Origin of the sequence: Pyramidobacter piscolens W5455 (assembly GCF_000177335.1) — a bacterium.
Lineage (GTDB): Bacteria > Synergistota > Synergistia > Synergistales > Dethiosulfovibrionaceae > Pyramidobacter > Pyramidobacter piscolens.
In genome coordinates this window covers 1-20,454 of record NZ_ADFP01000061.1, presented here as the reverse complement: position 1 = coordinate 20,454, position 20,454 = coordinate 1, and the positions used below count along the sequence as shown (strand labels likewise).

The following is a 20,454-nucleotide window of genomic DNA, read 5'->3' as shown; positions in this document are numbered from 1 at the left end:
TCTATAAAGAGATGAAGAGAAAAAGAAATGGGGCCTTCCGAAATCCTTTCGGGAAGCTCCATTGCAATTCTGCTATTCCTCTGCTGAAAGCTCTTTCTTCCTTGGCTTTTTTAGCCAGCATGTGAAGACGGAAATCCAGATTGAAATCTCATAAAAGACAATGATTGGTATCGCCAGCATCACCTGAGACACGACATCAGGCGGCGTTAATAAAGCGCCGGCGATGAAGGATATAACGAATACATATTTGCGGACTTTTCTGAGCCATGCGGGTCTTAATAATCCCAAACTCGTCAGGATGAAAACGACAAGAGGCAGTTCCATCAGAATGCCGAAAGGCCACAAAAAATTCAGCAGGAACGAAAAGTATCGTTCATATGAGAGAACAACCTGAAAGCCGGGTGCCTGCTCAAGCAGGAAGAATCTCAGTGCAAGTCCTACGATGTACCTGTAGGAAAGAAAGACTCCGGTAATGAACAGCCCCGTTCCAGCGACACAGAGGATGATTGCGGGCAGCTTTTCTCTTCTGTAAAGAGCGGGAAAGATGAACAGCAGGAGCAAAAAGATAAGCGCTGGCAGAGAAACGAAAAAGCCCAAACTAAATGACAGCTTCAGCTTCACCATAAACCCTTCAGCTACGCCAATGACCACCGGTGTTATGTTAAGGGCTTTGAGCGGAGCTAAAGATACATTCTGTGCAAAATCATAAGCAAACGCATAAATAGAAACAGTTCCTACGATGACAAGGAGGAGTGAAACGAGAATAAGACGGCGTAAAGCTGAAAGATGCTTAATAACGTCGCTTTTTTTCAACTCCTCCATTGCATTGCCTCTAGGGAGAATGCGGAAATGTCGTTTTCGCTAGTCCTTGCGCTCATCGTTGCTGTTGACGGCCGATTTGAATTCTCTGATAGCTTTACCAGCTGCTTTGCCAATCTCCGGCAGTTTGGCGGGGCCGAAAATAACAAGGCAGACAACCAAGATCAAGAATAATTCAGAAAAACCGAGATTTCCCATTTTTTACTCCTTTAATTTAATTCTTCAGATTTAGAAAAGAGTTTTTTTGCGAGTTCTCTCTTGCTAAGACCGTCCGGATCTATACCTGCTTTTCTGGCATCCTCCTGCAGATCTTCTAGTGTGTAATCCGCAAGAAGCGCCTGGCAGGCGTCGTCGGTTAAAAAGTAACGATCGAGCGATTCCTCCCTGTTCTGAGAAACTGTTTTGCATTCTTCACGAAATGAGGCGCACGATTCTGCCAGATAATCCAAGAGCCCTCGTTTTAAAAAGTGCCTGCGCGACGGATCCATGCTTGATTTTACTGCTTCTCGCTGGAGTTGGCAAACTCGTCCTTGTTTACGACCTTATAGCCAGGAGTCAGGTCGAAGAACCAATTGTGCGCAAGAAGCAGTGCGACGATGAGACTCGTAGCTGCAAGCGGATACTGCAGGGGATTGGAGTAGCCTGTCTGCTGGCCGAGAATTTCAGGGTTATATCTGTAGTAGAAGACATAAAATGCGAACGTCAGCATGCAGATTATAACGAAGCGAATGAGGACGTTTGCCTCGAAAGTGTATTTTCTCGGCCAGTTGTCAAAATAGAATCCCCACACCAGCGCGATAAGAAGCATGAACATAGCGCATTCGCCGCTGTGCAGGTAACGCCAATCAACCGCCATGAGCAGCTGACTGCCGCGGATCGGCACGCCCCAGACAAGGTCCTGAAGCAGCAGGAACACTTTGAAGAAAATCACGGCAACGAGCAAAGTGCCGAAAATGCCGGCCAGTGCCCGCCACGGCTGCGCCTTGATCTTTTTGAAGGGATATCCCTCAAATGTGACATTGAAGATCCACATTACAGCCGTCCAGCACATGACGCCGCCAAGGCAGAAATTGCCGCTGAGCGTTTGTGCGTAATCTTCCCACCATGGAGCAACGGCCGTCCACGTCTGCCAGGGATAAAACAGCACGCCCATGTGAGGGTGGAAGAGAATCAGGAAGCCAAAGCCTGCCAGCGCGAAGATAATGAAAAAGCTTGTCAGGTAGCCTTTGTAACTGTGAATCTCACAGGCAGGCCAGTTGTTTAGGTGGATGATCCAAAGCGGAATAAACAGCGCCGTGATTCCGCCATACATAGTGATCGCCTGGTGCGCGTATTCACGGGCTGTAAAAGCGTTCTGTTTCAGAGACAGAAGCGTTTCCTCGCTGAAGTAAGGAACTGCCAGATTGCCGAGGACGATCTTGAAGATTCCATCGACGATAAGGAGCATCAGTGCTGCTGCAACGATCGAGAACAGGAGCCCTTTGATCAAAGGAGGGGTTTTTGTGAGGAATGAGCTGTTCTGGAACGGACAGAGACGGAATACGAAATGTGCGGTCAGCACCGAGACAAGGAACCACTGAACATAGGCATAGCCATACATCGGCGTGTACATGCGTAGAATGCCGCGGGGATCCATGAACACGTACCAAATCCCCATGAAGACCGCCAGCATAAGGATCAGATCAACCAGTCCTGCGACAAAGACGCCTCCTCGGGGCGCGAGTTTCCTTTTTTCAGTCCAGTTTTCAATTTTCATTTGTCATTCTCCTTAGAAGAAAATCTCATCGCCGTTGCCCAGATAAAGATCTCTTTTTGTCTTATTGCGTGCAGTGCCTTTGATGACTGGGACACCTGCGGCTATCATTTTTTCAACCGTGATATAGCCGGTGCAGTGATTGACGCCGAGTTTTTCTACATGATAGTTGTTGATCGAGCGTACCAAATCGTCGTTGGCAGGATTCCAGTTGTCGTAGGGAGAGATATGGACTCCGCCGTAAACGCCGTAAATCTTGTCTCCGCCGATAAAGTTGTTCTTCGTGAAGTTGAGCAGTGACAAAAGTCCCATGTGGCAGCATCCTGATATTGTCACAAGCCCTTTGCCGGCAACATTGCAGACAAGCACTTCTTCGCCGAACACTCCGCGTCCGCACGGACAGTCAAAAGCAACCAACGACACGCCGGGGAAAATTTTGTGAACCTTCTTCAGAGCGAACTTTTTCAATTCGCCCTTAAACGGCACTGTGTTGGAAATAGGCGGCTTGGGGAAGTCGGCCCCCGAGAGCAGTTGGTAGCTTTCTTTGCGGAACGAGTCAGGGATGTACAGAGTAATATCCGGTTTCCACTGGAGAGTTGTCTGGATGCCCCAGTAGTGGTCATAGTGGTCATGTGAGATGATCAGCGTGTCGATCTCGCCGCTGCGGAGCATCGCGTCAATGCCTTCCTCTTCAAAGCGTTTGGTCATCCACTTGTTGTTCCAGCCAGTATCGAGAAGTACCTTCTTGCGGTCTCCGTTCATAAACTCAAACTCTATCAGCGCTGAATATCCACCGGCGTTGTCGCCCTCAAAGCCCTCTTTCACGCCGGTATGGCTGAACTTGACATCATATTGCTGTACAAGCGCTCCGCCTGCCTTTTTAAAATCCTGCTGCTGCACATAATTGTCGAACCAGCTGGTTTCAGTAATGCACTTGACGTGAATACTTTTCAGCTCGCCGATTTCGACAGTGGGCTTTGCGGGTTTGGGGATCAGACGATCTCGGAGAAAAGTGGAAGCAATGCCGCCACTTGCTAAAAAAGCACCTAATGTGCCAACGCTGGCTCCTTTGATGAAATCTCTTCTGTTCATGTCATCCATGATGTGTCTTTCTCCTTCTCAACAATTTTGTGCTTTTTAGCAATGCAGGCACAGCATAACAATGACGGCAAAAGCCGCGGTTCCAACACAAAGGCCGACAATCAGACCGGCTGAATATTTCATTTTATAACTCCTTTCAGCGACAAGATTTACTGATAAGCTCTTATTCCACCAATGACGCGAGAATAAAATGATAATGCTGTTTCTCAATTAGAAGAGCGAACGCAAGGGCACTGTAAAAGAGTTCAGCCGCTCAGGTCTGTCTCGACTGAACTCTCTCGCAGTGTCCTGCAAACCGTTAATGCTTTCTATAAAAAAATCAGTATGACATGTGGATGCTACTGGAACAGAATGACCTTGGCGTTTTTGTTGCTGACGCCTTCAGGATCAATCAGGTTGACCTTGGGGCCAGGGACGACCTTGTTGAGTTCCTTGAACACGCCCTGAAGTCCCTTGGCGATGTCCCAGCTCTTGTCACAGTAAGTTTGGACGAAGTCGCTGATAAGTTTTTTTGCTTCCTCGTCTTTACCTGCGTCGAACAATTTGATAGCCTGCTTTTCCATCATCTTGTTCTCGTTGAACATGCGGTTTTCGTAAGGCGTCCAGATAGCCTTGAGCACGTCGAAGTAGCAATCTTCGTTAGCACGAGCCATGCGATCGAGCATATCGAAGCACCACCAAGGCGACTTGATGTCATAGGTATTTTCACCAATGGAAAGCTCTTCAGGAACTTTGGCGCAAAAGTAGAACGGACGATAACCGGAGCAGTCTGGCGAAGCCATGGCGGCCCAGATCAGCGTACGCATCGCTTCAGGAATCTCGGGATTCGTGCGCATCTGAACGACGGCGCTGCCGGCAATGCTGTTGCCGATCATATGCTCGCTGAGGGCGCGAGTGACCTTGGCCATGCCGAAACGTGATTCGAGGAACGAACCGGCCAGTTTGTTGTCTCTCATAACTTCCATGATGTCTGAGGGGACGATCTTACCCATTTTCTTGGCAAGCATGTCATAAGCACGGCGGCCTTTAGTCTCAAAATTGGGGCGAGGGTTGATCTGGCTGTAAACTTTGAAGAAGTTGAATTCGTCACCAGCGGCATGCCAGCCCTTGTCGATGGCATGCTGGATCAGGTCCTCGCTGCACTCATCGTAAACAGCGCCGATGGAGCACATGTTGGTGAGGGCGAAAACACCTTCATTAGGATCGATCTTGCGGGCGATCCAGCGGCGGTCTGAGGTCTCAAGCACCCAAGCCTCATGAGGATCAACGATCAGAAAGGAATTCCAGTATACGTATAGATCGGAAGTGCTGGGAGGATTGGCATTGCCTCCCTGACCGTATTTTTCGATCATGTCAATGATGACATGCATAGCTTCATAAGCGGTGGCGCCGCGCTCAACAGCAAGCCGGTTCAGGTCATGGCCATTCATACCCTCTTCCTCATGATGAACAGGGTCTTTGGTAAGGATCAATTCGTTTCCGCAACAGACGCCTTTTTCATTCATTTCGATCTCGCCACCCCAGCCCCAGTAGGGTTCAGCGCCAATCACGGAGTAAGTAACAGGAGCTTGGGGAATTTTGCAGTGGCTGACTTTGACGGTCTCGCCGACGGCATGATTGCCACCTTGATGGAACTTGAAGGTCATGCACTCTTCGTTGTTCCGATTGCTATTTTTGGCCCACATCATGTTGCCGTCAGCGCTACCCTTAGGGGTAACGACAACCATGTCACATGCTGCGGCCACACTAGCAACCAAAGAAACAATAGCCATAGCAACACTTAACTTTCTGAGTCCGTTACGCATAGAACATTCTCCTTTCATAAATTGAACAACGTTTAAAACTTTTCCCTGAAGGCACCAAGTCGTATTGCCGCGGTGCCTGTATTGCACCTAGTTTTTGCGAATTTACTGGTTGGGGAACAGTTTTTTTAGGTTCCTGGCGAGGAAGGCAGCCTTGGGCATAGTGATCAACGGAATGTTATTCTTTGCACAGGTATCAGTGAAGTAACCATCTTCATTGCCAGCATCATAAACGATGCAGGTGGCCGCGTATTTCATACTTGCTTCGATAAAAGGTTGCGAGGTGGTCCCGCGTCGGGCTTTGCCCCCAATGTGGACGCAAATGATGGGGATACCAGCGGTGTGGGCGGCTTCGACCAGATCGTTGACGCGAGTCAACTCGGATGTTTCATCGATGCCAGCGCTGCCGAGGCCTTTCAGGCTGTGTCCGGGAACGATAACAAGAGTTTTAATGCCTTCGAGCTTGGCGGGCTTGGCTAGATTTTCTAAAATGGTCTTGATGTTGGCCTTTTCAAAGTGAAAATTTACGGTGGCCGCTTCGATGCTTTGACCGGCTGACGTGATGAGCACAGGTGCCTCAAAGGTATTCTGTGCAAGAGCGGAACCTGTCATGAGCATTATGGTCAGAAGAATAAAAATGGCAACTTTCAGCGTTTTCACAATGATTCCTCCTTACAATATAACAATATCGTTTTATTTCTCTGGTGCGTGAAGGAAGGCTCCCACACCTTTTTCCACAACTTCCCTGTACGGCGGAATGCCCTCTGCTTCAATGGCGCGATCTGGATAAAGCTCATTAAAGGAATTGATAATTTCTTCAGCGCTCTTGATCTGACGTGCGACGCGCAACGACAATGGCCAACCATTTTCATCCATATTAACGAACAGGCGTCCCAGTTTGCCGGCTTTGATATAGTTTGTATCCCGACCGGTTACGATCAAGTCGTTTGTCATTTTGCCATGGAAACGACCCTGTGACGGATTGGGCGTTTCCATCAGGAACGGCATGGTTGTGGGGGAGTAATCGCCAACTTCGCGATGAAAGAATCCATGAAGGTTGCTTGGAGAGGCCTCCATGGTGTACTGCAGATCTTCCATGGAGAGGTTGAATTCGGCTCCCAACGCCACTTTGTTGCTCTTCTCGGGATAGCAGATAGCGTTGATTAAGAAATATTCCAACGGCGCTTCGTGAAAGTCGGCGGCAAGATCAATTTTTTCCTTGCGCATCAGTTCCATATAAGCGTATGCGAGCTTTTCCGTATAGGTACCGTCAGGACGGCCGGGCCAGCAGCGGTTCAGATTGCGCGATTCTTCGCCAGCCATGCTCTGCAACGATTGGTGATGTACAAAAATATCGGGGTCTGGCCACTGGTAGATGGGGTTGGTGTAGCGCGAACCGAACTTGAACCAGCGTTTGCCGTTCGGTGTATCAACGTAATAGCGGTCGAGGAAACCTTCCAGTGGCGTTGTATGTGTCAGACCGCTGGGATTGGCGCGTGGTACGATAAAAATGCGTCCTTTTTTCACGCGAAGATTTTCAATCATCACAATTGCGGCGACGTGACCTGAAGGCTCGTCGTTATGTGTGCCGCCGAGGATTAGCATAGAAGCGCCGGACATGCCGCTGTCGAACACATAAACCTCACCGTCGGCTGTCGTCCCTCGGACGCCGTCGAAATATTCGCTGAGACGGGCGATACGAGTCAGAGCAGCGCTAGGATAAATAGGGAACTGTTGTCTCGATTCGATGAAAATCTTCCGACTGCCGACGAACAGTCCGCCAAGAACGGCAAATGCGCAGAGCGATTTGATGAGATTGTCGGAGGAAAAGATTCTTTTATCCATGGTCTCCGCCACCTATTTGATGTTGAACAGGCGCAGCAACAATGGCAATAGAACGATGATACCGAGAATTTTTTTCGTCATCGAATTATGCCTGAAGATATTAACGGCGAACAGCATAGCTATCAGGATGAAAATGAGACGGTAGCACCATGTGATTCCATCATAAATGCCCATTTTCAAACCACCACCTATACGAATACACGAGCAATCGTGTTGGAAAAAATCACGAAAAGCAGCGAGAGCAGAGCGATCATGATGATATACGGCATCATGGAATGCAAGATCTTGCCGTAATCATTGACCCCCAGCACTTCACCGGCGACCTTGCTCACGATGGCTGTGGGCGGAATAAGCTGGCTCAAAGCACACAGTACCGAGCAACCGGCCGTAACCACGATTGTGTTATGTCCCAGCAGAGCCAGAACCAACGGCAGTCCAAACAGCGCTGCACCGCCTAGCATGGAAACCGCACCGCCCAACAACGGCAGCGCAACCAGCAGAACCAGATAAATACCAACTGGCGGCAGGCTCATACAAGAGGTGATGATGTCACCTTTGATGCCGGTCAACGTTGCGATCTGCACCAGAACACCGACGCTAAGGAGCAGTGCCGCTGTGTCGAGCACGGGATTGTCGATCGATCTGAGCAACACCGTCCCCATGCCTTTGACATGTCCTGTCAGTAACACACATAACATGGCTGTTGTGAACGCCAACGGTGTGCCAAGGTCGGGAACCTGTCTGGGGAATGCACGGGGCAGGCCAATCAGCAGAAGGAGTACAAAGATGGGGAGGTATACAACAGGTTTTAGAGCACTAGAGAGTGGATTGTTCGTCAACTTATGATTCTCAGATGTTTTAAAACGGTGTGCTGTCTTAGTCCCCATACACAATACGATTATGATTCCCAATGGAATTGTAATTGCTGGCAGAACGAGTCCAAACCCTTCATAAGGCATGTTAATTGCACAGGCAATGATCATAACAGGGATATTGAGCGGCCCGGTAACGCTGCCCAGCATGGCGCCGAGAGATATAAAAGCCACCGCTTTTTCAGGAACGAAGCCCATTTCTATCAGCAATGGATAGGCCAGCCCGCCAATGATCAACACGGCTGGAACTCCTAAACCGGTAAACATACCAGGTATATAGAGCAGCGCCATGACAGTAAACAGGAAAAACGACGGATGACGGTCCATCATACGGGCCAAGCGCTGCATCAACAGGTCAATTGCGCCACTAGCTTCATAAACGCGGAGGAACATTACACCTGTCAGGATGACCACGACAATATTCAAATAACCAAACTCACCTTCGATTAACTGCCGATACGGCACTCCGTATCCCGTTGCCAGCGAAAGTACAACGCTGACCAAGAGCAGATAGAAGGCAACTGGCATATGGATTTTTCTTAAAAAGTTCACTGATGTCACCTCATTGTTCTGTGCTTAGGTGGACGTGTTTTAACATCATTCTGACGATGCGCATCAGCCGTTCCGCCGCGCCGGACAGCAATTCCGGGGCGCGGGCGATCGACTCGTCGAGCGTCATTGGGCCTGTCGCTGTCGGCATGATCACGTCGATGCCGTACTCGTATGCTTTCTCCGCGCCCGGTTTCATGGAGCCGACGACGGCCGCCACGGGGATCCTCCCGTGACGTTTGGCTCTCCGGGCCACGCCGACGGGTACTTTGCCGTATGCTGACTGCCCGTCGATGCTGCCTTCGCCGGTGATCACCAGATCGCAGCCGCTCATGTGCGCGTCAAAATGGATCAGCTCGAGCACGGTGTCGATGCCCGGCTGGATCCGGGCGCCGCAGAACAGGGCCAGCGCCGCCCCCAGGCCGCCGGCCGCGCCGGAGCCGGGAACGGCCAATACGTCGCGCCCCAGGTCGCGCCGCGCGATCTGCGCGAAACGATACAGCGCCGCTTCAAGCCGCGCGATCATCTCGGGAGTCGCTCCCTTCTGCGGCCCGTAGACCGCCGACGCGCCGTCCGGTCCGCAGAGCGGGTTTTTCACGTCGCAGAGCGCCGTGAAGCGGCTTTGCGACAGCCGCGCGTCGAGGCGCGACACGTCGATGTGATCCAGCCGCTCCAGCTCGGCGCCGCCGGGGCCGAGCTCGCGCCCCGCGGCGTCGAAAAACGAAACGCCCAGGGCTTGCGCCATGCCCATGCCCGCGTCGTTCGTCGCCGAACCGCCGAGGCCGACGAGGAACTTCCGGCAGCCTCTGTCCAAGGCGGCCCGAATCAGTTCGCCCGTGCCACGGCTCGTGGCGATCAGCGGATTCAGTCGTTCGCGCGGCACCAGCGGCAGCCCCGAAGCCGACGCCACTTCGACGACTGCCGTGCCGTCGGGCAGCACCGCAAATACTGCTGCCGCCCTCTCCCCCAGAGGCCCTGTGACGTCGACTGTCTCCTTCGTGCCGCCCAGCGCCGCCAACAAAGCGTCCACCGTGCCTTCGCCGCCGTCGCCCACGGGCAGATGCACGATTTCCGCCTGCGGAAAAACGGCTGCGATCCCTTGCGCGAACGCGCGCGAAGCGGCCGCGGCCGTGCAGCATCCCTTGAATGAATCCGGCGCCACCACAATCTTCACGCTGATCGTCTCCTTGCCATCCGAAGTCTTCGGATCCTGTAAAACAATTATAAAAAAGTTCATGTCCGATTACTATGTTTCATGAAATGAAATTTTATGTATAATATTGTTATGAAAAATAGATTTCTCGTGCGCGCCGGATCAATGTCGACCGTCGCGCGTCGAGCGCTTATTTTCGGGTGAAGCGTGATTTCGCACATCACAAACGGAGGAGAACGGCTCAATGAACATCTCTCACGACAGCGCCATGCGCATCGTCACCGAAATGAGTTCCATCATCGGGCACGACGTCAACATGATGGACGAGCGCGGCGTCATCATCGCCAGCACCGATCCGGAGCGCCTCGGCGCGTTCCACGGCGGGGCGCGCGAGCTGCTTCGTCAGGGGCTTGGCGAACTCGTCGTAACTTGCGACGGCGAATATCCGGGCGCGCGCCAGGGCATCAATCTGCCGGTCTGCTTCGAAGGCGCGACGGCGGGCGTGATCGGCATCACCGGCAGAGGCGAGGAGGTGCAGCAATACAGCCAGATCATCAAGAAAATGACTGAGATCCTGCTGCTGGACTCATGGGGCGAACGTCAGAAACAACTACGCGCCGCGATGTGGAGCCAATTCATGGAAGAATGGCTTTTCTCCGCCGAGGAACTGATCACCGACCGCTTCGTCGAGCGCGGTCTTGAGCTTGGCATCGACCTTCGTAAGCCGTTTCAGATTTTCGTCGTGGCGCTGGAAGGCAGCGCCGCGACGGCGGACGAACAGGAACGGCTCGGCCGCGTCGAAGAGCAGATCCGTGCGGTCGTGCGCGCTTCAGCCGACGGGTTTTACTACAAGCTGCCCTTTCGCTATGTCTGCTTCGTGTCGCCCGCCAGCGAGGAAAAACTGCGCGAAATGGCCGGCCGCATCGGCGAAAACGTGGCGCGCTGCGGTTTTCGCTCTTTTATCGGCATCGACGCCGAGCCCGTCGACTGCCGGCACGTCCGCGGCGCCTGCGACCGCGCCGGCAAAGCGCTTCGGGCCGCGGTACGGAACGGCGAATGCTGCGCTTTTTATGACGGCGTCGATCTTGAGATTCTCGCCGGCGAAGTGCCCCTCAAAGCGCGCCAGGACTTCATCGCGCATCTTTTTCACGGCTGTTCGGAGCGCGGCCGCGGCGAGATTATGGACTTCCTGTCCGTCTACTTTCACGGCAACGGTTCCATTCAAGCCGTCGCGAAAGCGCTTTGCCTGCACAAAAACACCGTGCAGTACAGGCTGCGCCGCATCCACAAGCTGACCCGCCTCGATCCTCGCGATCTGAGAAACGCCGCCGTTTTCGAGATCGCCCTCGCCATCCACAAGACGCTGAGATCCGACGCGGCGGCCGGCGCTCTGCATTTATAAAGCGGGCGATCGAAACGCCGAAAGAAGACGGAGCGTAAAAAAAGTTCCGCGGGACACCGCCCCAACGGTGTCCCGCGGAACTTTTTTCATGTCATGCGCCGTTGGGCGTCGTCGGGAAGGTGCGGGTCTGCATCAGATCGATGAGCTGGTACAGCAGTTCTCCGCTCTCGTCCCGCAGCGCCGGGTGCGGATCGACGCGGTAGCGGCGCTGTAGGTCGAGCAGGCGGGCGCGGAGGCGTTCGGCGTGCCGGCGCTCGCGTTCGCCGTCGAGAGTATCAAAGGTGAGCTGGCGCGCGTACGTTTCGCTGAGGTTCTGGAGGCCGACGCCGATCAGGCGCACCGGGCTTTTTTCGATCCCGGCGAGCAGGGCGGAGCCAGCCTGATAGATCTCGTACGGGTGGTCGACGCTTTCGCCGCTGTGGGAGCGGGTGATGGTCTTCATGTTCCAGTAAGTCGCCTTGAGGGTGACGGTTCGCCCATTGAGCCCGAGCGCGGCGAGCCGGTCGCCCAAGTTGAGCGACAGCAGCAGGATCACGTCGCGCAGGTAACCGAAGTGGGATGTGTCCTTTTGGAACGTGACCTCGCGGCTGATGGACTTGGCGTCGGCTTCGTCGGCGGGAATGACGGGGCGGTCGTCGATGCCGAGGGAAAGCTCGGCGAGGTGCCGGCCGGTTTTGCCGCCGAGCAGGGCGGCGAGCCGTTCGCGGTTGTTCTGAACGTCGCGCACGGTGTGAATGCCGGCGTGGTAGAGTTTTTCCGCGGTCCTGGCGCCGACGCCGTAGAGCACGGTGATGTCGCGGTCGATGATGAGGCCGATGAAGTCCCGCGGCGTGAGGATCTCGAAGTAGCCGTCGGGTTTTTTCTCTTCGCTGGCGAGCTTGGCCGACGTTTTCGAGTAGCCGACGCCGACGGAACAGGTCAGGCCGGTTTCGGCTCTCGTACGTTCCTTGATCAGGCGCGCGACGCGCCGGGCGCCGCCGAACCGGAGCGCGGAACGGGTGACGTCGAGGTAGCCTTCGTCGAGAGCCACGTATTCGGCGACGTCGGCGTAGGAACTCCAGATGCCGTGCAGCCGGTCCGACGCCTGACGGTACTTTTCCCGGTTGGGGTGCATGAAGATCCCCCGCGGGCAGCGCCGGTACGCTTCCTTGATGTTCATGGCCGAATGCACGCCGAACTTGCGCGCTTCGTAGCTGCACGTGGCGACGACGCCGCGCTCGTCGGGCAGCGCGCCGATGATCAGCGGCCGCCCTTTCAGGGCCGGGTTGTCGCGGATCTCGACTGCGGCGTAGAACGCGTCCATGTCGACGTGGATGACGGTTTGTCCCATGGCGTTCTTCCGTCAGCGCCCCAAGCTGCGCCTGATCTCGACGTCAAGCGCGCTGAGCCGCTCGAAAACCTGGTCCATGGCTGCCCGGACCGCGGCGGCGTCCATGTTTCGCGCGCGAACGACGGCGTCGAGCGCGGCGGCATAGTCGCGGCGATGCTTTCTGTTCAGTTCCGTCCAGTTGATGCCGGAAAACAACGCGGCGACTTCGCGATCCAAGGGCAGCCGCCCTTGAAGCATCAGCACGGCCAGCACGGGGTAGCCGGCATATCCCTGCCAGCGAGTGGCGTTGTCGGTTGACGTGTAAACGTTGCCGCGCCATGCTACGGCATATTTTTTCTCTCCGTCCGACGAGATGACCTCGGCGCGCTCTTCGGCGGCGAACAGCGTCACGCGGCCGTCCGCGATCGCGCTGTACGCCTCGGCCGCCTTTTCTGGCGGCGGCAGTTTCCTCATGGCTTCCCCTCCTTGTCCTGATGCGGATCGTAAAAGCGCTTTTTCGGCGTCGGTCCGGTACTGACTCGTTTCCGGCTCGAGACGCTGGGCCGGGGCGATCAGGCGTCTTCACGAAAACAGCGTCAGCTGTTCGTCGCGCCCCCATTGGTGCCGCGCCATGTCGATGCGGCCGTCGGCGAGGAACGTGACGCCTTCCGTTTCCAGCATATCCCGCTGGCGTTCCTGTCCGCCGAAGGCGAAGCCGGGCGCCAGCGTTCCCGTTTTGTTCACGACCCGGTGGCAGGGCAGGTCCAGCCCCGCTGCGACCCGGGCCATCACGTGCCCCACCTCGCGGGCGGCGCCGGGCGCGCCCGCCATTTCCGCGATCTGGCCGTAGGTGGCGACTTTCCCTCTGGGAATGGTCGCCACGATTTTGTGAACAGTCTGTTCAAAGGCGGGCGTGATCGGGATCTCGCCCGCAAATTTTTCGTTTCTCATCGACTCGCTTCCTGTTGAATCGCCCGCGCAAAACGGCGCCTCGCCGCGCGGTCGAAAATCAATTTGTCATCAACGAGGTCGTTTAGACACTATGAGTATCTCATCCGCGCCTGACAAAGTCAATACGAACAAATTCTTTTCGGGGAAAAGCTGCGAACCGTGCCTTCAGCATGTCGTGAAAAGCCGGGCAAGCGGGGGATGGATCTTTGCGGCCGCTTCCCGAACTGCCCGAAGCGCGCTGCGCGTGAAGCAGGGCCCGCCGGACTGCCGAGGAAACAGTCCGGCGGGCCCCGCCTGTTTTTTTGCGGTCGATCACTCCTTGTAAGGCCACGGGATCTCGTCGGTGACGGGGCATTCGTATTTTGCGCCCCCGGTGGCCCGGGCAAACTCGTCCTTGACGGCTTGGAGCCGTTCGGGACTGATCATGACTTTGTAGGCCCCGGCGGCCATGATCTTGCCGGCGCGAAGCATGCCCTTCATGCCGATGGACGAGCCGGAGCAGGCGGTCATCATCCAGCTGTGCCCGGGAGCGAGCGAAGCGGCCGTGGCTTCGACGATCTGCACGCCGGGGACGATGTGTTGTACGTCGCCGTAGTCGGTGGAGCCGAACGTGTTCTCATGGCCGACGGGCACGGTGGCGTCGTCGATGGGGACGGTAACGCCCTTGCGGTAGCCGGACACGTGGCTGTTGATGCGCTCGGCAAAATCCAATTCTTCCTGTGTGTAAACGTTGCGGGGGATCTCCTCGCGGGCCTGCTGCATGGCGTCCATGAGAGCGCGGTTCTGAAGCGTGGGGTAGATGCCGCCGATGCGCTCCACCGCGTAGCTGGTATCGGTCATGATGGCGGCGCCGCGGGCGCAGTTTTCCACGCGCTTGAAGGCGTCGGTCACGGCGGCACGGCTCAGGGCGCGGACAAAATATTTGCTGCCGGCGGTTTCGGGGACGATATTGGGGGCCAGGCCGCCGTCGACGATGATGTAGTGAATGCGCACATCGTCGGTGACGTGCTCGCGCAGATATTCCACGCCGGTGTTCATGAGCTGCACGGCGTCAAGCGCGCTGCGTCCCTGCTCGGGACCTCCGGCGGCGTGGGCGGTGCGCCCTCTGAAACGGAAGAACGCCCCTTCGGCGCCGGTGTGGTTGCCGTAGGTGTTATGGCTGTTGTTCTTGGGGTGCCAGGCCACGGTGAAATCGCATTCGCCGAACGCGCCTTTTCTGGCCATGAACCCTTTGCCGGTCATCTGCTCTTCGGCGGGGCAGCCGTAGAAAATAACGGTGCCGGAGGCGCCGCCGGCTTCCAGTTCGGCTTTCAGCCCAAGGCAGGCGGCGACGCAGCCGACGCCGAGCAGATTATGGCCGCAGCCGTGCCCGAGTCCGGAGGGGACGACAGGCTCGAAGTCGGGGCATACTTTCTGGCTCAGTCCGGGCAGGCAGTCATACTCGCCGCAGAAACCGACGACGGGCGCGCCTTTGCCCCAGACGGCGCGGATGGCCGTGGGCATGCCGTAGGCCCCCCGTTCGACGGCAAAACCTTGTTTTTTCAGGTAATCGGCGGTCCAAGCGGAGGCGTTCTTTTCCGTCCAGCCCATTTCCGGCCGCTCCCAGATCTTTTTCGACAGCTCGATCAACTCTCGCGCGTGCGCATCAATGGCGGCGCAGCATGCTTTTTGGGTCATTTTTTATCCCTCTTTCCCGGTTGTTCACGGCCGGCGGACTGCCGTGCGGTTTCCCGATAAAGGCGTTGGAGTCTGAAAATTTTTTCTTCGTGCTGCTTCTTTATTATAGCGGCGGCACGCGTGAAAACCAAGCGGCGGAAATCGTGCGGCGAACGGCGGCGCACGTCGCGCGCCGCTAAAAAAAAGAGGGCTCGAGAAAATGCAAGAAAAATCAGTGACGGCGTTTGATTTTTTACGTCTAAAGCATATAATAAAAACGCGCCGAAAATTTAAAAACGCGAGATGCCTTTTCGTTCTTTGCGAATGGCCGGCGCCGAACGATTTTCGTGAAAGGTTGTGGTGGAGGAATGCCCGCAAACGCAGCGCCCCGCAGTTCGGCTTTATGGAAGTTCGTCGTTTTCAGTTTGTTCGGCCTGTTCATGTTCTTTTTCAAGCTCGAGTGGCTCAGCCCGAATCTGAAGAGCGTTCCCGTCGATTTCATCGTCGGCTCGCTGCAGCACCGCGCGATGCCGGCCGTGAAGATCTTCATCCTCGCGGTCATGTACGTCGGCGCGGCGATGCCCTTTATCAAAGGGACATGGAACAAAAGCGGCATGGACGTCTTCATGTCGGTTGCGAAGGTCTGCGGCGCCGCGATCGGCACGATCATGTACTTCGGCCTGTGGCAGGGCAACGCCTGGCTGTGGCGCGGCGACATCGGCCCGTTCCTGTTCGACAAGCTGGCGATCCCCGTCGGGCTGGTGATCCCCATCGGCTCGGTGTTCCTCGCCTTTTTGGCCAGCTACGGCCTGATGGAGTTCATCGGCGTGCTGGTGGACTGCGTGATGCGCCCGCTGTTCCGCACGCCGGGGCGCTCGGCCATCGACGCGGTGGCCTCGTTCGTGGGCAGCTATTCGATTGCCCTGATCATCACCAACGGCGTGTACCGCTCCAACCGCTACACGGCCCGCGAAGCGGCTGTCATCGCCACGGGGTTCTCGACGGTCTCGATGACGTTCCTGCTGGTGGTGGCGCGCACGCTGGGGCTGATGGATCACTGGACGCCGTATTTCTTCGTGGCGATGCTGGTGACGTTCGCCGTCACGGCGATCACGGCGCGCCTCTGGCCGCTGTGCTCGATTCCCGACACGTATTTCGGCGGCGCGGCGGCGCCCGAGCCTCCGCTCGAGGGCGGCCGCCTGGAGCGCGCCTGGCAGCTCGGCATCCGCACGGCCGACGCCCAGCCCAACGTGTTCAAACTTTGCGGCGACAATCTGTGGGCGGGGCTGAAGATGGCGTTTGCCGTCATTCCCGCGATCACGTCGGTGGGGCTGCTCGGCCTCTGGCTGGCGGAGTTCACGCCGGTGTTCGACTGGTTCGGCTACATTTTCTACCCGTTCTTCAAGGTCTTCGGCACGGCGCAGCCGGTGCTCGGCGGCAAGGCGGCGGCGATCTGCCTGCCGGAGATGTTCCTGCCCGCGATCCTGATCAAAAGTTCCGGCACGATGCTGCTCAAGTTCGTCATCGCCGTGGTCAGCATCTCCGAGATCCTGTTCTTCTCGGCCAGCATCCCCTGCATCATGGGCACCGACATCCCGCTGAAGATCCGCGACATTCTCGTCATCTGGTTCGAGCGCGTCGTGCTTTCGATCGTCATCACGATTCCCATCGGCATGTGGATGGGCTTCAGCGACGCGGTGCAGGCGGCGGCGAAATAACGCGAAAAAGAAGACGGCGCCGCCAAAGGCGCGCTGCCTCGAAATCACGAGGGAACCGCGGCGCGCGCGGCTCCCTTTTTTATTTTGCGTCCGCGGGCAAAATTTTGACCGACGCTGTTCGATGAGATAAAATGAACTCAAAATTGACAGCTGTGGCAAAAAAAAAGTGGAAGACCCGCCGCGGCCGTAAAACGGAAACGCCCGTTTGGCGCTTTGCGCGTCGCGGCGCGCCAGACAAACGAAAAACTGAGTGAAACGAGGCTCTGTGGATGACGAAAAACGCAATGAAAAAATGGCCGCTTCTGATCCTGGCCGCGCTTTTGTGCGGCGTCCCTTCGTGGGGCGCGCCGGCGTCCGTCAGCGAAGACAAGCCGCCGACCCTCGGCGATCAGGCACCCGAGGCCGACGAGGCGGCGACCTTTAACGAAGGCATCAAGGCGTGGGGCTCCAAGGATTACGAGCTGGCCTACCGCATTTTTCAGGCCAACGCCGAAAAAGGTTCGCCGCAGGCCATGACGGCCCTCGGCTACATGTACACGATCGGCAGCGGCGTGCCCGAAGACTTCGCCGTCGGCATGCGCTGGTACCGTATGGCCGCGGCGAGCGGCGAGCCGTACGCCATGTACGCCCTCTACGAACTCATGCACGCCCACCCGGAGCGGGAAGCCCATCCCGGCGAAGCCATGGAGATGCTCGAGGCCGCCATCGAAAAGAACATCCCGATGGCCTGCCAGGAATATTATCAGGTGCTTCTCCAGGAAGGGAAGAGCGAAGAGGCGCTCGAATACGTGAAAAAATGCGCCGAGGGCGAACAGCTCTGGGCCATGACCGCTTACGGCGCGGCCCTGGGCGAACGCGAAGCCGCCCCGGAGGGCGCCGCTCTGGAGCTGCTGAAAAAAGCCGCGGCCAAGGGCGATGTGACCGCCTATTACGTGGCCGCCAATATGGAAAAAAAACGCGGCCACGTGGATGAAGCCAAAAGACTGCACGGGCTGGCGGCCAAGGCGGATTACGCCCCCTCCATGTACGAGCTGGGGCGCCTCGCTCTGGACGAAGGCAAAGGCGCCGAAGCATCCGAGCTGCTGCTGAAAGCGGGCAAAAATGGTTCGTGGGGCGCCTATGTCCTGTTGGGACGCATGAGTGAAAAAGGCAAAACCGTGAAAAAGGATCCGGCGGCCGCGGCGCGCTATTACAAGATGGCCGCCGATGCCGGCGACCCCGCCGGATGCAACGAACTGGGGCGCCTGATCGAAAAGGGGAGCGGCATCGCGCAGTCTTATACAAACGCCTACCGCCTTTACGCGCTCGGCGCCGAAGGCGGCAACGGCGAAGCCTTGTACAACGTGGGGCGGATGGAGATCTACGGCCTCGGCACCGAGAAGAACGAGCGGGCCGGTCTGGCCAAGCTGAAAAAAGCGGCCGAAATGGGCGAATCGGAAGCCATGACCGCCCTGGCAACGTTTTACATGGAGGGCAAAATCGTCGCCGCCAACCGCGGCGAAGCCCTGCGCCTTTACCGCGAAGCCGCCGAACGAGGCAACCCGCGCGCGCAGTTCGTCATGGGCGAGCAGCTTAAATCCGACACCGACCGGGAAAAAATGGAGCAGGCCCTGAAGTACTACGAAAAAGCCGCCGAGAGCGGCTCCGCGGACGCCCAATTCGCGCTGGCCCAATGCTACTCCGACGATCACTGGCACACGCCCGACTTGGTCCGCGCCGTCAAGTGGTACAACGCCGCCGCCGAACAGGGCCATCCCCCGGCAATGTGCGCCATGGGTCTGTTCCGTCTCGACGCGGCCGAAAAAGACAGCGAGATCCGCGCCGCCGCGGCGATGATCGAGCGGGCGGCGGAAGCCGGTTACGTCCCCGCCGAGTACACGCTGGGACTGCTGTACGAGCAAGGACAGCTGGGCGAACGCGACATCCGCAGCGCCGTCATCCATTACCGACGCGCCGCCGAACGCGGCGACGCCAACGCGCAGATCCGTCTGGCCGGCATCATGAAGCGCGGCGACTACGGTTATTCGGTCAACCTTCAGGAATCGTTCCGCTGGTATCTCGCCGCCGCCCGGCAGGGCAGCGAACTGGCGCAGTGCAACGTCGCCGCCATGTACGCCGCCGGTTCGGGCGTGGACAAGGACGAACGCGAAGCTTTCCGCTGGTACACGGCCGCGGCCGAAGGCGGCAGCGCGCAGGCGCAGTACAACCTCGGCCTGATGCGGCTGCGCGGCATCGGCACCTGGAAAGATGCCGACGAGGCCCTCAAATGGCTGGAAGAGTCCGCCAAATCGGGGTGCGCGCCCGCGCAGAACCTGCTGGGCACGCTTTATTCCGAAGGCATCGAAGTGAAGCGTTCCTTCGACGTGGCGCAGCGCTGGCTTCAGACCGCCGCCGAAAGCGGCTACGCCGCCGCGCAGTTCAATCTCGGCCTGCTCTACAGCTACAGCCCCGAGGGCGATCCTTCCGCGGCCATCAGCTGGTTCGAACAGGCGGCCAATCAGGGACATCCCCTCGCCGCCTGGTATCTCGGCAGCGCCTACGAAGAAGGGCGCGGCGTCGAGGTCGATTTCGCCAAAGCGCGCCAATATTATCAACTGGGATGCGACGTCGGCTGCACTCGTTCCAAGGAAGCTTTGGGGCGTCTCGACCGCAAGGAAAAAGCGGCCCGTCGGGACGCCGCGCGGCAGCCGGCTCCGAAGCCGTAACTGTCCTGCGGAAGCGAATCAGCGCTTCGCCTCGAGCGCTCGTCTTAAATCCGAAAGATATCGCGCCTGCTGCTTTTTCAGATAAAATTTTACGAACGGTTTCAAGAAAAACTTTCGCGCGACAACGTTTTCAGTAAAGTCGATTTCAGTTTGGCCGCCTTGGGGCGTAAACAGCCCGATCCAACGGCCTGAGATATTGTCGTTTTCCATATCGAACTCCCAGCGCCGGCACGGCTCTTGGACGACGACGGTGAAAAGGGTCGCGAAGCCGTGTGCCGTGTACTCGACAAACTGTTTTTCCCCGATGATTTCGATTCTTTTAACGTCGCTCCGCCACGCGTAATTTTCAAGCGAAGTGACGATTTCCCATACGCTTTGAACCGGGGCGGGCAAAACGGCGTGAACTCGCGAAACGGGCATTTCTCGTTCCTCCCTGTTTCCCTTGAGCGAAAAAAAAGAGAAGGCTGCTTGCCGATGCAGCCTTCTCTTTTTTCGATCTTGCTGCGGCATAGGCGGACGCCGCGCGAACTTCATAAATCGCGTCCTAAAGGACTCGCTTTGCGGCGTGCGTACGCGCGGCGTTACTGATATCTTTCGATTGAAAAATCAGTCCAGCGTCCGCTGCGCCGCTTCGACGACGTGCTTGGCGAGCACGGTGGTGGTGACGGAGCCGACGCCGCCGGGCACGGGCGTGCAGGCGCGCGCCTTTTGCGCCGCTTCGGGGGCGACGTCGCCGCAGAGCTTGCCCTCGGCGTTCACGTTGATGCCCACGTCGATCAGCACCTGCTCGGGATTGGTAAACTCCGCCGTGACGGCCCC

General features: G+C 56.9%; 18 protein-coding genes and 1 pseudogene. 3 read left to right on the top strand and 16 right to left on the bottom strand.

Annotated features, from left to right (window positions below; genetic code table 11):
• Window positions 1-72: 72 nt before the first annotated feature.
• The 10 genes from tatC to HMPREF7215_RS05530 all read right to left on the bottom strand — a co-directional run bounded on the left by tatC (window position 73) and on the right by HMPREF7215_RS05530 (window position 9,915).
• Window positions 73-822, bottom strand: coding sequence for a twin-arginine translocase subunit TatC (gene tatC, locus HMPREF7215_RS05580; protein ID WP_009164726.1), 750 nt, complete (start codon window positions 820-822; stop codon window positions 73-75).
• Window positions 823-861: 39 nt separating this feature from the next.
• Window positions 862-1,017 (bottom strand): twin-arginine translocase TatA/TatE family subunit, encoded by a 156-nt coding sequence (locus tag HMPREF7215_RS05575; RefSeq protein ID WP_009164725.1) that lies wholly within the window; start codon window positions 1,015-1,017, stop codon window positions 862-864.
• Between the two features lie 11 nt (window positions 1,018-1,028).
• Window positions 1,029-1,268: a hypothetical protein gene (locus HMPREF7215_RS13160; protein ID WP_009164724.1), complete on the bottom strand. Its 240-nt coding sequence runs from the start codon at window positions 1,266-1,268 to the stop codon at window positions 1,029-1,031.
• Between the two features lie 47 nt (window positions 1,269-1,315).
• On the bottom strand, window positions 1,316-2,575 hold the full coding sequence (locus tag HMPREF7215_RS05565) for a hypothetical protein (protein WP_009164723.1): 1,260 nt from the start codon (window positions 2,573-2,575) through the stop codon (window positions 1,316-1,318).
• Between the two features lie 12 nt (window positions 2,576-2,587).
• Window positions 2,588-3,673: an MBL fold metallo-hydrolase gene (locus tag HMPREF7215_RS05560; RefSeq protein WP_009164722.1), complete on the bottom strand. Its 1,086-nt coding sequence runs from the start codon at window positions 3,671-3,673 to the stop codon at window positions 2,588-2,590.
• A 338-nt stretch (window positions 3,674-4,011) separates the two neighbouring features.
• Entirely contained in the window at window positions 4,012-5,478 is a 1,467-nt protein-coding gene (locus HMPREF7215_RS05555; RefSeq protein WP_198004567.1) for a C69 family dipeptidase, read from the bottom strand.
• A gap of 102 nt (window positions 5,479-5,580) precedes the next feature.
• Window positions 5,581-6,135 carry a DUF6305 family protein gene (locus HMPREF7215_RS05545; RefSeq protein ID WP_009164719.1) on the bottom strand — a complete coding sequence of 185 codons (555 nt, stop codon included), beginning with the start codon at window positions 6,133-6,135 and terminating at the stop codon, window positions 5,581-5,583.
• Window positions 6,136-6,168: 33 nt separating this feature from the next.
• A complete protein-coding gene (locus HMPREF7215_RS05540) occupies window positions 6,169-7,320 on the bottom strand; it encodes a succinylglutamate desuccinylase/aspartoacylase family protein (RefSeq protein ID WP_009164718.1) in 1,152 nt (383 codons plus the stop codon).
• Between the two features lie 188 nt (window positions 7,321-7,508).
• A complete protein-coding gene (locus tag HMPREF7215_RS05535; RefSeq protein ID WP_009164716.1) occupies window positions 7,509-8,744 on the bottom strand; it encodes a hypothetical protein in 1,236 nt (411 codons plus the stop codon).
• A 10-nt stretch (window positions 8,745-8,754) separates the two neighbouring features.
• Entirely contained in the window at window positions 8,755-9,915 is a 1,161-nt protein-coding gene (locus HMPREF7215_RS05530; protein WP_009164715.1) for a glycerate kinase, read from the bottom strand.
• Window positions 9,916-10,138: 223 nt separating this feature from the next.
• Between HMPREF7215_RS05530 and HMPREF7215_RS05525 the strand changes: the two genes are divergently transcribed.
• Complete coding sequence (locus tag HMPREF7215_RS05525; RefSeq protein WP_009164713.1) at window positions 10,139-11,296, top strand: CdaR family transcriptional regulator; 1,158 nt, start codon at window positions 10,139-10,141, stop codon at window positions 11,294-11,296.
• 91 nt (window positions 11,297-11,387) lie between these two features.
• Here the strand turns inward: HMPREF7215_RS05525 and dinB are convergent, their stop codons facing one another.
• The 4 genes from dinB to HMPREF7215_RS05505 all read right to left on the bottom strand — a co-directional run bounded on the left by dinB (window position 11,388) and on the right by HMPREF7215_RS05505 (window position 15,233).
• Entirely contained in the window at window positions 11,388-12,626 is a 1,239-nt protein-coding gene (gene dinB, locus HMPREF7215_RS05520) for a DNA polymerase IV (RefSeq protein ID WP_009164712.1), read from the bottom strand.
• A 12-nt stretch (window positions 12,627-12,638) separates the two neighbouring features.
• A complete protein-coding gene (locus HMPREF7215_RS05515; RefSeq protein WP_009164711.1) occupies window positions 12,639-13,079 on the bottom strand; it encodes a hypothetical protein in 441 nt (146 codons plus the stop codon).
• A gap of 108 nt (window positions 13,080-13,187) precedes the next feature.
• Window positions 13,188-13,556, bottom strand: coding sequence for an MGMT family protein (locus tag HMPREF7215_RS05510; RefSeq protein ID WP_009164710.1), 369 nt, complete (start codon window positions 13,554-13,556; stop codon window positions 13,188-13,190).
• A 312-nt stretch (window positions 13,557-13,868) separates the two neighbouring features.
• Window positions 13,869-15,233, bottom strand: coding sequence for an amidohydrolase (locus HMPREF7215_RS05505; RefSeq protein ID WP_009164709.1), 1,365 nt, complete (start codon window positions 15,231-15,233; stop codon window positions 13,869-13,871).
• 347 nt (window positions 15,234-15,580) lie between these two features.
• Between HMPREF7215_RS05505 and HMPREF7215_RS05495 the strand changes: the two genes are divergently transcribed.
• Together HMPREF7215_RS05495 and HMPREF7215_RS05490 are read left to right on the top strand one after the other, a co-directional pair.
• Complete coding sequence (locus HMPREF7215_RS05495) at window positions 15,581-16,930, top strand: YjiH family protein (RefSeq protein WP_009164707.1); 1,350 nt, start codon at window positions 15,581-15,583, stop codon at window positions 16,928-16,930.
• A gap of 269 nt (window positions 16,931-17,199) precedes the next feature.
• The gene (locus HMPREF7215_RS05490; protein WP_009164706.1) at window positions 17,200-19,635 is read left to right on the top strand and encodes an SEL1-like repeat protein; all 2,436 of its coding nucleotides are present in this window, start codon (window positions 17,200-17,202) and stop codon (window positions 19,633-19,635) included.
• 18 nt (window positions 19,636-19,653) lie between these two features.
• Here the strand turns inward: HMPREF7215_RS05490 and HMPREF7215_RS05485 are convergent, their stop codons facing one another.
• Together HMPREF7215_RS05485 and HMPREF7215_RS05480 are read right to left on the bottom strand one after the other, a co-directional pair.
• The gene (locus HMPREF7215_RS05485; RefSeq protein ID WP_198004566.1) at window positions 19,654-20,169 is read right to left on the bottom strand and encodes an SRPBCC family protein; all 516 of its coding nucleotides are present in this window, start codon (window positions 20,167-20,169) and stop codon (window positions 19,654-19,656) included.
• Window positions 20,170-20,241: 72 nt separating this feature from the next.
• Window positions 20,242-20,454, bottom strand: a pseudogene (locus HMPREF7215_RS05480) (bifunctional 5,10-methylenetetrahydrofolate dehydrogenase/5,10-methenyltetrahydrofolate cyclohydrolase); the annotation flags it as partial.

What these genes read in the sequence shown, in the direction of transcription:
- HMPREF7215_RS05485 (WP_198004566.1), bottom strand. Translation starts at nt 20,169, where the DNA reads ATGAAGTTCGCGCGGCGTCCGCCTATGCCGCAGCAAGATCGAAAAAAG.
- dinB (WP_009164712.1), bottom strand. Translation starts at nt 12,626, where the DNA reads ATGGGACAAACCGTCATCCACGTCGACATGGACGCGTTCTACGCCGCA.
- HMPREF7215_RS05515 (WP_009164711.1), bottom strand. Translation starts at nt 13,079, where the DNA reads ATGAGGAAACTGCCGCCGCCAGAAAAGGCGGCCGAGGCGTACAGCGCG.
- HMPREF7215_RS05565 (WP_009164723.1), bottom strand. Translation starts at nt 2,575, where the DNA reads ATGAAAATTGAAAACTGGACTGAAAAAAGGAAACTCGCGCCCCGAGGA.
- tatC (WP_009164726.1), bottom strand. Translation starts at nt 822, where the DNA reads ATGGAGGAGTTGAAAAAAAGCGACGTTATTAAGCATCTTTCAGCTTTA.
- HMPREF7215_RS05510 (WP_009164710.1), bottom strand. Translation starts at nt 13,556, where the DNA reads ATGAGAAACGAAAAATTTGCGGGCGAGATCCCGATCACGCCCGCCTTT.
- HMPREF7215_RS05490 (WP_009164706.1), top strand. Translation starts at nt 17,200, where the DNA reads ATGACGAAAAACGCAATGAAAAAATGGCCGCTTCTGATCCTGGCCGCG.
- HMPREF7215_RS05505 (WP_009164709.1), bottom strand. Translation starts at nt 15,233, where the DNA reads ATGACCCAAAAAGCATGCTGCGCCGCCATTGATGCGCACGCGCGAGAG.
- HMPREF7215_RS05560 (WP_009164722.1), bottom strand. Translation starts at nt 3,673, where the DNA reads ATGGATGACATGAACAGAAGAGATTTCATCAAAGGAGCCAGCGTTGGC.
- HMPREF7215_RS05495 (WP_009164707.1), top strand. Translation starts at nt 15,581, where the DNA reads ATGCCCGCAAACGCAGCGCCCCGCAGTTCGGCTTTATGGAAGTTCGTC.
- HMPREF7215_RS05525 (WP_009164713.1), top strand. Translation starts at nt 10,139, where the DNA reads ATGAACATCTCTCACGACAGCGCCATGCGCATCGTCACCGAAATGAGT.
- HMPREF7215_RS05555 (WP_198004567.1), bottom strand. Translation starts at nt 5,478, where the DNA reads ATGCGTAACGGACTCAGAAAGTTAAGTGTTGCTATGGCTATTGTTTCT.
- HMPREF7215_RS05575 (WP_009164725.1), bottom strand. Translation starts at nt 1,017, where the DNA reads ATGGGAAATCTCGGTTTTTCTGAATTATTCTTGATCTTGGTTGTCTGC.
- HMPREF7215_RS05540 (WP_009164718.1), bottom strand. Translation starts at nt 7,320, where the DNA reads ATGGATAAAAGAATCTTTTCCTCCGACAATCTCATCAAATCGCTCTGC.